We start from the raw sequence: 10,169 nt of genomic DNA, 5'->3' as shown, positions 1-10,169 counted from the left end.
CGTGCGTCCCGCGAGTCCGTCCCCGAAATTCCCCATAGCCGTGCCGGCCGACGGATCCAGCGGCGACACTGCGGCACCCTCGTGGTCCAGAGTGGCCGACGCAAGCGACGCCGCTGTTACACGCGCGTTAACTCTCGGGCACCCTCCTCGCGCCGCGGATCGCGGCGGCTACTCTGAGCCGCGTGGGGCGGATCAATGGGTTTGGGGTGCTGCTGGGGGCCCAGCGACTGCGCGATTCGGCATACAGCCGGATCGTCGCGGGAGGCTTCCAGTCGTTCGGCGCGGGATCGCGCATCCTGCTGCCCACACGCATCGCGAACCCCGACCGGATCGCCGTCGGGGCGGGCGTGCTCATCGGCGCCGGCTCGTGGCTCATGGTCCCGTCGCGCGACGAGCCCGGTCCCGTGATCGAGCTCCACGACCGCGTGCGCATGCGCGGCGCGTCGATCTCGGCGGTGCGGAGCGTCGTCATCGAGGAAGCCGTCGGCATCGCGGCCGGGGTGTACATCTCCGACCACAGCCACGGGTTCGACCGCATCGACATGCCCATCCGCGACCAGCCGCTGACCGAGCCACGCCCGGTGCGCATCGGGCGCGGCGCGTGGCTCGGCCAGAACGTCGTCGTGATGCCCGGCGTCACGATCGGGGAGCAGGCGGTGATCGGTGCGAACGCCGTCGTGACGCGCGACATCCCGCCGCGCACGGTCGCGGTCGGCGCACCCGCGCGTGTGGTGAGAGAGCTGGTGCCCGGGTGACCGAAGCGGAGTCGCGCATCGGCCGCACGGCGGCCGGAAGCACAGCCGAAGGCACCGACGACTTCGTGTTCACTTTCTCGTTCGAGACCTACGCCGACGCGGTGCGCCGCGGCATGATGCGTCCGCCGGACCGGATCGTCTCCAGCCTCATGCGCAGCTCGAACGTCGGCCGCATGGTCGTGGCGAACCCATTCCGATGGCTCCCTCGCGTCGCGATGTCGCCGGTGCTCGATCGCGACGCCAGGTTTCCCGCATCCGATCGGATCTGGCTCCACTCACCGGCCCGCCGTCGGCGTTCCGACCGACTCGACCCGGCGGAGGTCGCGGCCGAGTACGAGGAGTACGACGCGTCGCTGCGGCGCGAAGCGGAGCGCCGGGGGCTCAGCGATCCGGTCGCGCTGACCTGCAACCCGCTCGTAGCCGGCTTCTCGCCCTTCGACTGGACGCGGCAGACGACCTTCTTCGCCCGCGATGACTGGCTGAGCTCGCCCGGGCGCAGCGAGTACTGGCCGGCGTTCCGCGAGGCGTACCGCCGGATCTCGGCCTCCGGTCGCGGCGTGGCCGCGGTCTCGGCGCAGATCCTCGAACGCATCGAGCCCACAGGTCCGCACGAGGTCGTGGCGAACGGCGTCGAGCCCGCCGAGTGGCTGCAGGCGCCACCGATGGAGCCCGACTGGCTCGCCCGCGTGCCGCGGTCGCGCGCCGTCTACGTCGGCACGCTCGACAGCCGGCTCGACGTCGAGGGCATCGCCGCGTTCGCTCGCGCGCGGCCAGACGTGCACACGGTGCTGCTGGGGCCCCTGCCCGACGCGTCGTACATCGCGCCGCTGCGGGCGCTCGCCAACGTCCACGTGCACGGCAGCGTGGGGCGCGCCGAGCTCATCGCGACGCTGCGGAACTGCGATCTGGCGCTCGTCTCGCACAGACGCACACCGCTGACCGAGGCGATGAGCCCGCTGAAGCTCTACGAATACCTCGCGGCGGGCCTGCCGGTGCTGTCCATCGACCTGCCTCCGGTGCGGGGCATCAGCGACCGCGTGTGGCTCACGCCCGCGGTGCCCGACTTCATCGACGTGGTGGATGTGGCGCTGGAGGCGGGACAGGCCGACGAGGCCGCGCGCGTGGCCTTCGTCGAGGCGAACTCGTGGACCGCCCGCCACGAGCGGATCATCGCGCTCGCCCGCGGCGCCTGACGCCGGCGGTGTTTCGCGCGTGTCACACGCGCCCGAAGCCTGTGTAAACAGGTGGTGACGACCCTGGCCTCTGCCGGGAGGCGAGGCTAGCGTGGCCTTCGCGAGGCGGGATCGCATCGACAAGGCACTGGGGCCGGTGGGCCCCGGTTTGCGCGTTCGGTTGCGTTCTTTGGGGGTGCGCCCGTGTCATCTGCTTTTCTCGATCTTCGTTCCACAGCCCGGCCTGCGTCACCGGTCGAGCTCTTCTCTTCTGTCGCCGAGATCGCGCCACAGCCGCGCAGGCTGGGCTGGCGACGCCGTCTCGCCTGGGGGATGATCGCGACGGATGCTGCGGCCATCGCGGTCGCCGTGTTCACCGCCCAGCTGCTGCGGTTCGGTGATCCCGTACGCGCGGCGGGCGGCTGGAGCGCCGACGTCGCGTACGCGCTGACCAGCCTCGTGCTCATCGTCGTGTGGCTCGTCGCGCTCGCCGCGACGCGCAGCCGGCTGCTGCGAAACATCGGCACCGGAATGGTCGAGTACCAGCGCGTGCTGCAGTCGACGCTGTTCACGTTCGGCGCGTTCGCGATCGTCGCCTACCTCTTCCAATGGCAGACCGCGCGCGGGTACCTGGCGATCGCGCTGCCCCTCGGGCTGGTGCTGCTTCTCCTCGCGCGCGGTCTCTGGCGCACCTACCTGCATGCGCTCCGGCGTGTGGGGCGGTGCATGACAGGCGCGATCGTCGTCGGCGGCCGGGAGGACGTGGTGCGGGTGCTGTCGCAGCTGCGCAGCCACTACCGCATCGGGTATCGCGCGATCGCCGTGAGCATGCCGGGCCAGCCGGGCGCGCTCCCCGGTCCCGCCGAGGCGACCGCCGGCGTGCTGCCGTTCGTGCCGCTCGACGACGTCGCCCGGGTATCGAAGCGTCGCCGGGCGCGCGCGGTCATCGTCGCGGGGAGCCTCCCCGGCGGCAACGACGCCATCCGCCGGCTCGGCTGGGACCTCGAGAACTCGCAGGTCGAGCTCATCCTGATGTCCCGGCTCACCGATGTGGCGGGTCCACGCATCCACATGCGGCCCATCAACGGCCTGCCGATGGTGCACGTCGACCTGCCGCGATATTCGGGCTACAGCCACACCGTGAAACGGCTGTTCGACGTCTCTATCGTCACGGTCGCGCTGGTGCTGCTGTCGCCGGTGTTCGCCGCGATCGCGGTGGCGGTCCGCCTCGACAGCCCGGGCCCCGTGGTCTTCCGCCAAGAGCGCGTCGGAGCGCACGGCACGCGGTTCACCATGCTCAAGTTCCGCTCCATGGTCGTCGACGCCGAGGCGCGACTGGCGCAGCTGCAGGCGCTCGACGAGGGCAACGGCGTGCTCTTCAAGATGAAGCACGACCCTCGCGTCACCCGAACGGGCCGCTTCCTCCGTGCCTATTCGCTCGACGAGCTGCCGCAGCTGTGGAACGTGCTGCGCGGCGATATGAGCCTCGTCGGGCCGCGTCCGCCGCTGCCGAGCGAGGTCGAGCAGTACGAGGGACCGGTCAGTCGCCGGCTGCTCACCCGCCCGGGCATCACCGGCCTCTGGCAGGTCAACGGCCGCTCCAACCTCTCGTGGGAGGACAGCGTGCGGCTGGATCTCTACTACGTCGAGAACTGGTCCATCACCGGCGACATCGTCGTGCTCGCCAAGACCGTCAAAGCCGTGCTGCACAGCGACGGCGCGTACTGACACTCACCCGAGAGGTCGTATGACTCATGCCAGGTCTCATCGTCCAGGAATGGATCGAACGCTCAGGAGGCGCCGAACAGGTGCTCGATGCGTTCCGCGTGGCCCTGCCCGACTCGCGCATGTTCGCCCTGTGGAGCGACGATGGCGAGCGGTTCCCGCGCAGCACCGTGAGCGAATCATGGATGGCGCGCACGCCGCTTCGCCACCACAAGGCGATGGGGCTGCCCCTGATGCCGGCGACGTGGCGTGCGGCGAAGGTCCGGTCGCTGCCGGACTGGGTGCTCACGAGCAGCTACGTGTTCGCGCACCACTGCGACTTCGGAACACGCCGTGAGGGTGTCCCCAAGTTCTCGTACGTGCACTCGCCGGCCCGGTACCTGTGGGAGCCCGAGCTCGACGGGCGCGGGAGCTCTCCGGCGCTCGCCGCCGCCCGCAGCGCGCTCAAGCGCGTGGACCGCGGGGCGGCGGCGCACGCCGGCGACCTGGCGGCGAACAGTGAGTTCGTGCGCCGCCGCATCCAGCGCTCGTGGGGGCGCGACGCGCGGGTCATCCACCCACCGGTGAAGGCGCGCGAGATCATCGACGGCGGCGATTGGGCGGGGGCGCTCACCGCCCAGGAGGCGGCGGTGCTCGAAGCCCTCCCGGAGCGCGGCTACCTCATGGCGGCTTCGCGCCTCGTGCCGTACAAGCGCCACGATGCGGTGATCCGCATGGGCGATCGGCTGGGAGTACCCGTGGTGGTCGCGGGCACGGGTCCGGAGCGCGACCATCTCCAGGCGCTGGCGGAGTCGGCCTCCGTGCCGGTTCACATGCTCGGCTTCGTGTCGGACGCCTTCATGCGGGCGCTGTTCCAGCGGGCGCTCGCCTTCGTGTTCCCGCCGGTGGAGGACTTCGGCATCATCCCCGTCGAGGCCATGGCCGCGGGGTGCCCGGTCATCGTCAACCGCGTCGGCGGCGCTGCGGAGTCCGTGGTCGACGGTGTGACCGGTTTCACCGTCGACCCCGACGACCCCGTCGAGCTCGCCGCCGCCGTGGCCGGCCTCGACCGCATCGATCCCGCGGCCGCGCGGGCTCGCGCCGCCGAGTTCGACATCTCGCGCTTCATCGCGGACGTGCGGACGTGGGTGCTGAGGGAGGACGCGACGGATGCTGCGCCACCGGCCGCCGCCGCGGCACCCGCGACCGACCGCGACCCGTCGTCGGTTCGTGTGTCGGCCTGACGTTCTCGAACGACCTAGGCCGGGGCGGGCTCCGGCAACGTACGGCCGAACAGCGCGGCTTCGGCGTGCGGGTAGCCGGAGCCCCAGTCGGCGCGGCGGCGCCACACCGTCGACCACGGCCGGTTCGGGCGCCGTGTCAGCGACTCGAGCCCCGCGCGTACGGCGACACCGGCCTTGAGCAGCAGCACCCCGACGGCGGCCCGCCGTCGCGGCCAGGTCTTCTCGAGGTAGGTGACCTTGCCGGCGAGCACCATCGAGCCCTTCGATGAGCCCGCAGAAGACCCGCCCACGGCATGGACGATTGCGGCCGGCGGATACACGACCCGTGCCATGCCCCGAGCGGCGGCCCGCATGCTGAACTCGGCGTCCTCGCCGTAGAGGAAGAAGTCCTCGTCCATGCCGCCGAGTTCGGCGAAGTCGTCGCGGCGGATGAGCAGCAGGCATCCGGTGATGATCGGCACCTCGCGGATCGTGTCGCGCTGCCAGGTGCCCAGCGACTCGGGGTCGAACACGCGCGAGTGCTTGAACACGGTCGAGAGCATCGTGGCGTACATGGTGAGTGACCACAGCGTGGGGGCGCCCCAGCACGACGACGGCTCGAGCGTGAGATCCTCGCGCAGCGTGCGCCCGCCGACGATGCGGTACTGCGGGTTCTCGCGGGCGAAGGCGATCAGCCGCGGGAGGGACTCCTCGAGCATGACCGCGTCGGGGTTGAGCAGGAGCACGAACTCGCCGCGGGCGAGCGCCACGCCGCGGTTGACCGCGCGCGCGAACCCGAGGTTCTCGCCGGCCTCGACGACGTCGATTCCCGGGTGCGCGGCGCGCAGCGCGGGGGCACTGCCGTCGCGAGAGCCGTTGTCGACCACGACCACCTGCGCGTGGACGCCGCCGAGGTGCGCGAGCACCGAGCCGACGCACGCGACGGTGTCGTCGCGGGTCTCGTAGTTGACGATGACGACGGTGACGTCGGGTGTCTGCACGAGCGGTCCTCCAGGGCTGTCGCGACGGGTGCCGGCGCTCAGAGCGGAACCGGCGCCAGGCCTTCGGTCCGCGCCGCGCGCCAGCGCCGCGCGGTGTCGAGGGTCGACGGGCGGATCGCGTCGGCGTCGCACACGACGGCGAGTCCGCGGTCGCCGAGGAACCGTGCGAGATCCTGCTGGTGCGCGTCGACGTGCTCCCCGTGCTCGACCGAGCGCGGTGCCAGCACCGGCACCTTGCCGGCGGAGAGCGCGGCCAGCGCGGTGCCGGTCCCGGCGTGACCGATGACGACGTCGGCGCGTTGCAGGGCGGTGGCGAGCTCGCTCGACGGCAGCGACGCGACCGCGTCGAGGGGGAGGTCCGACACGTCCGTGGCGCCGACCTGCCACAGCGTCTCGATGTCGCCATGGAGGTGGTCGAGCGCGGCGCGGGCGCCGTCGACGAGCCGACGGTATCCGAAGTCGCCGTTGCCGCCCACGGTGACCACGGCACGGCGGATCGGTGCGGGGTCGTCGACGGGCTCGACGCGGAAGCCGTCGAACACCGACAGTGCGTAGCGCCAGCGGGCGTTGACGGCATGCGGGTACTGCACGTACCGGTCGACCCACGGCACCCGTTCCATCACCTTGCCCGTCGCCGAGATGCCGGTGACGCGGGTCGCGCTCTCGATGTAGGTGAACGGCAGCCGCCGCGCCGACGCGGGCACGAGGGCCGACAGTGCGATCTGGGCGCCGGTGCTGATGACGCGGTCGACCCGGTGGTCCTTCATCGCCTGCAGGGCGATGCCCGTGTCGCGCATGACGCCGGCGTAGTCGCGCGGCGGCCGGGTGGGCACGTGGTACACCGTCTGCCCTTCGAGCAGCGACCGGCTCTGCGCGGTGTCGTCGGTCAGCCACACGACGTCGTCGCCGTCGGCGACGCGCGGGGCGAGCATCGTGAGCTGCGTGAGGTGGCCGCCCGAGATCGCGACGAGGAGCGTTGTCATGGTGCGGCCTCCACGAGGGTGTTCCAGGCGATCTCGGCGATCACCTGCTGCCCCGCCACGGACGGGTGGAAATGGTCGATCGCCGAGATCTCGGCGGGCGAGAACTCGTAGTCGAAGACGGCGCCGCCGTCTGAGGTGCAGGCGCTGTCAGCGGCGCAGGCCTCGGCGATGACCGCGTTGAACTCGTCGGTGCGTGCGGCGACGGCGTCGCGCCGCTCGGTGGCGGCCGCGTCGGTGGCCGCCGCGTCGCCCAGCAGGTTGCTGCAGGACGGGCTGCTGTCCCAGATCTGTCGGGTGCCCTCGTCGTCGCGGCCGACCTCCCACAGTCGGTAGAGATCGGGGATCGACAGCGCGAGCACGCGGGCGTCGGGAAGGCCGGCGCTCAGCGCGGTGAGCAGCGCGGTGTACGACGCGCGGAAGTCGTCGACGCTCGTCATCCCCTCGACGTCAGCGTCGCACACGTCGTTTCCGCCGAGCAGCACGAGCACGAGCTCGGGCTGCGCGGCGATCACCTCGTCGACGCGGGCGACTGCGTCGGCGACGGTGCCGCCGTCCTTCGCGGCGTTGACGGTGTCGGGAACGCTTCCGGACGCCGCGCCGATGCGCATCGCGATCGAGCCGACCGCGGGATCGTCACCGGTCGCCCAGCTCGCGGCGGTGCAGCGTCCCGGCTGCCCGCACGCGTTCACCCCCAGGGTCATCGAGTCGCCGAGGGCGCCGATCGAGGCGACGTCCGACAGCGTCGGATTCGTTTCGAGTTCTGCGAGGTCGACCGGCTCCGGCGCGGGTGCTCCCGCACAGGCGGTGAGCACCGCCAGGAGGAGCGCGATCGCGGCGGTCGTCGCTGTACGTCTTCTTCTCATGCCATCACCCGGCTCGTGTCGTCGCGGTTCCAGGTCGAGGTGCGCGCGCGGGCGATGTCGCGACGGGCGAGCACGTTGGGGAGCGTCCAGCTCACGCAGTACACGGCGAACGGCACCCACAGGCGAGGCCTCACCGCGACCCGCCGCACCAGCCCACCCCGCGTACGCGCGGTGGGCCGGTCGGCGTACTCGTGCTGCGCGCCGTCGGGCAGCTCGCGGTTGCCGCGCGCGATGCGCACCGAGCGGCGCACGTGCGTCCGCATGTCGGCGGCCGAGCGCACGCTGAACGAGTGATCGGCGAGCGTCGCGCGCTCGGCGGGTGCGAACAGCTGCTGCACGAACCGGTCGTCGGCGATGACGTCGGGCCACGCGTCGAACCGCGCACGACCGGCGGCCGTCATCGCGTACACCCCCGACCCGATGTGTCCGCGACGGCGGTAGTCGCTGAGCTCCCAGATGCGATAGTGCTGGCGAACGAGCCACGACGCCGCCGACGTGTCGACGTTCAGTCGCGGCGAAGCGACCTCGACACCGGGCTCATCGAGCGCATCGGCGAGGGCCAGCAGCGCTCCGGGGTCGATCAGCACGTCCGCGTCGAGATACACACGCGGGAATACGGATGCTGCGTCATCGCCGGCCTGCAGAGCCGCGATCTTCGAAGCACGCGGCGTCTCGACCATGCGCACACCGTCGTACGAAAGCGCCCGCGCAACGGTGTCGTCGGTGCAGCCGTTCGCCGCGACGACGACTTCGAATTCGTCCCGCCGGTCCGGCGCGCACAGCGCTCCCAGCACACGGTCGATCACCGCGCCCTCGTCGTGCGCCGGGATGATGACGCTCAGCCGCGGGCTCACCGCACAGCCTCCGGGGTCGATGCCGGCTCCGGGGCGCTCACCGGCTCCGGCCTCCATGCCGGCTTCGGCGCGGACGCCTTGCGCGAGCCCTCCGTGTACACCCACGCGGCGACGGCGAGCAGCATCATGTGCACGAGGAACGACTGGAAGAAGCCGAACGCGTCGAAGAAGAAGAGTGCCGCGCTGTACCCGGCGATCGAGACCGCGAGGGCGAAGGCGAGGAGGGCGTGACGCGGCTCAGCCGCCCAGCGCAGGGCGTAGACGATGAGCATGACGACGGGCGCGAGCATGAACACCGCGTAGCCGATGACGCCGAGCGCGCCGGCCTCCATCAGGATTCCGAGCACCTGGTTGTCGAGGATGAACGAGTTCGCCTCGTCGCCCACGACGACTCGGCTGCCGAAACCCTGCCCGAAGAACGGGTACTGCCGCACTTCGACGAACGCGGGTTCCAGGTCGGCGAGCCGCCCGGCCCCCGCCATTCCCGCCGATGTGTACTGCGACGCGATCAGGGTGTCGACATCGAGGAACGACAACAGCATGGACTCGACCTGCGCGGGCACGACGAACATCGCCAGCAGCAGTCCCGGCACCGCGAAGGCCAGGAGCAGCAGGGCGACCTTGGGCCGCAGCACCAGAGCGATCAGGAACATCACGCCCATGACGACGACTGCGGTGCGCGAGATGGCGGCGATGATGCCGCCGAACACGAGGAACGTGCCGATGCCGTAGACGATGCGCCGGTTCCAGATGTTCCGCGGCCAGATCGCGTACTTGGCCAGGTAGATGAGGATCGGCAGGAACATGCAGAGCATGACCGCGAGGGCGATCGGATGCTGCGCCGATCCGTATGCGCGATTCACACCGGCCCGCGTGGCGTCGCCGCCGTCCTCGCGCAGCACCATCAGGGGCAGGAAGTTCGCGAGCATCAGGAACACGTTGGTGCGCGCGACCCGCTCGATGACGGCGAAGAAGGCCACGATCACGGCCATCCACGCGAGCATCATCACGAAGCCCTGGACGATGCGCTCGCTCGTGAGCAGCTGGCGCACGGAGAAGAACACCGACAGGAGGACGCCGAGCTGGAAGAAGCCCGACAGGGCAGTCGTGGCCAGCCCCTCGTTCACGAGCCGCATGCCATTCGCGATGAACGACACCAGCAGGGTCGCGAGGAAGATGCCGAGCGGCCAGCCGAAGGCGACGGGCCGCCAGCGGCGCGACCGGTCGAACAGGAACGCGAGCCCGAGCGCGACGATCGCGACGAAGATCATGAGGCGGTACGCCTCGAGTGCGAACGGCAGCGGGATCGGCAGCGCGTAGCGACGAGCCGGAATGAACATGATGGTCGCCGCGAGCAGGAACAGCAGCGCCGGCCACGTGAACAGGATGCGCCGCAGCAGCACGACGAGCGCGATGCCGAGGAGGGCGGCGCCCATCGCGATGGGCGGGAGGAAGATCACCCCGGCGATCACGATCGCGGCGAAGAGGATCGCGATCCCGGCGACGGCGGCCCAATGGGGCCGTGCTCCGTCGCCGGGCGCGATCTCGCCGGCTGGCGCGTCGGTCTCGTCCGCGGGTGCGTGCGCGGTGCGGGTCGACATGTCGGTGCTCCGG

General features: G+C 71.2%; 9 protein-coding genes. 4 read left to right on the top strand and 5 right to left on the bottom strand.

Annotation, left to right across the window (positions count from 1 at the left end; translation table 11 throughout):
• Positions 1 to 182: 182 nt before the first annotated feature.
• The 4 genes from ACFVSU_RS15180 (at position 183) to ACFVSU_RS15165 (ending at position 4,875) form a co-directional block, all read left to right on the top strand.
• Positions 183 to 755 (top strand): acyltransferase, encoded by a 573-nt coding sequence (locus tag ACFVSU_RS15180; RefSeq protein WP_387144525.1) that lies wholly within the window; start codon positions 183 to 185, stop codon positions 753 to 755.
• Positions 752 to 1,948, top strand: coding sequence for a glycosyltransferase (locus ACFVSU_RS15175; RefSeq protein ID WP_387144522.1), 1,197 nt, complete (start codon positions 752 to 754; stop codon positions 1,946 to 1,948). Before ACFVSU_RS15180 ends, ACFVSU_RS15175 begins: the two co-directional genes overlap by 4 nt.
• A gap of 183 nt (positions 1,949 to 2,131) precedes the next feature.
• Entirely contained in the window at positions 2,132 to 3,655 is a 1,524-nt protein-coding gene (locus tag ACFVSU_RS15170) for a sugar transferase (RefSeq protein WP_387144519.1), read from the top strand.
• 26 nt (positions 3,656 to 3,681) lie between these two features.
• Positions 3,682 to 4,875, top strand: coding sequence for a glycosyltransferase (locus ACFVSU_RS15165; RefSeq protein WP_387144516.1), 1,194 nt, complete (start codon positions 3,682 to 3,684; stop codon positions 4,873 to 4,875).
• 14 nt (positions 4,876 to 4,889) lie between these two features.
• Here ACFVSU_RS15165 and ACFVSU_RS15160 read toward each other — a convergent pair whose 3' ends face one another.
• From ACFVSU_RS15160 to ACFVSU_RS15140, 5 genes are read right to left on the bottom strand one after another with little or no spacing between them, the layout of a single operon-like run.
• Positions 4,890 to 5,855, bottom strand: a complete 966-nt coding sequence (locus tag ACFVSU_RS15160; protein WP_387144513.1) for a glycosyltransferase family 2 protein — start codon at positions 5,853 to 5,855, stop codon at positions 4,890 to 4,892.
• Between the two features lie 38 nt (positions 5,856 to 5,893).
• Positions 5,894 to 6,838 carry a glycosyltransferase gene (locus ACFVSU_RS15155; RefSeq protein WP_387144510.1) on the bottom strand — a complete coding sequence of 315 codons (945 nt, stop codon included), beginning with the start codon at positions 6,836 to 6,838 and terminating at the stop codon, positions 5,894 to 5,896.
• Entirely contained in the window at positions 6,835 to 7,701 is an 867-nt protein-coding gene (locus ACFVSU_RS15150; RefSeq protein ID WP_387144507.1) for an SGNH/GDSL hydrolase family protein, read from the bottom strand. The genes ACFVSU_RS15155 and ACFVSU_RS15150 overlap by 4 nt, the downstream gene beginning before the upstream one ends.
• Complete coding sequence (locus ACFVSU_RS15145) at positions 7,698 to 8,555, bottom strand: glycosyltransferase family 2 protein (protein ID WP_387144504.1); 858 nt, start codon at positions 8,553 to 8,555, stop codon at positions 7,698 to 7,700. The genes ACFVSU_RS15150 and ACFVSU_RS15145 overlap by 4 nt, the downstream gene beginning before the upstream one ends.
• Positions 8,552 to 10,156 carry an O-antigen ligase family protein gene (locus tag ACFVSU_RS15140; protein WP_387144502.1) on the bottom strand — a complete coding sequence of 535 codons (1,605 nt, stop codon included), beginning with the start codon at positions 10,154 to 10,156 and terminating at the stop codon, positions 8,552 to 8,554. Before ACFVSU_RS15140 ends, ACFVSU_RS15145 begins: the two co-directional genes overlap by 4 nt.
• Positions 10,157 to 10,169: the final 13 nt, after the last annotated feature.

The sequence above is a fragment of the Microbacterium sp. NPDC058062 genome (assembly GCF_042885375.1).
Classification (GTDB): domain Bacteria; phylum Actinomycetota; class Actinomycetes; order Actinomycetales; family Microbacteriaceae; genus Microbacterium; species Microbacterium trichothecenolyticum_C.
This window is presented reverse-complemented; position numbering and strand designations above follow the sequence as displayed.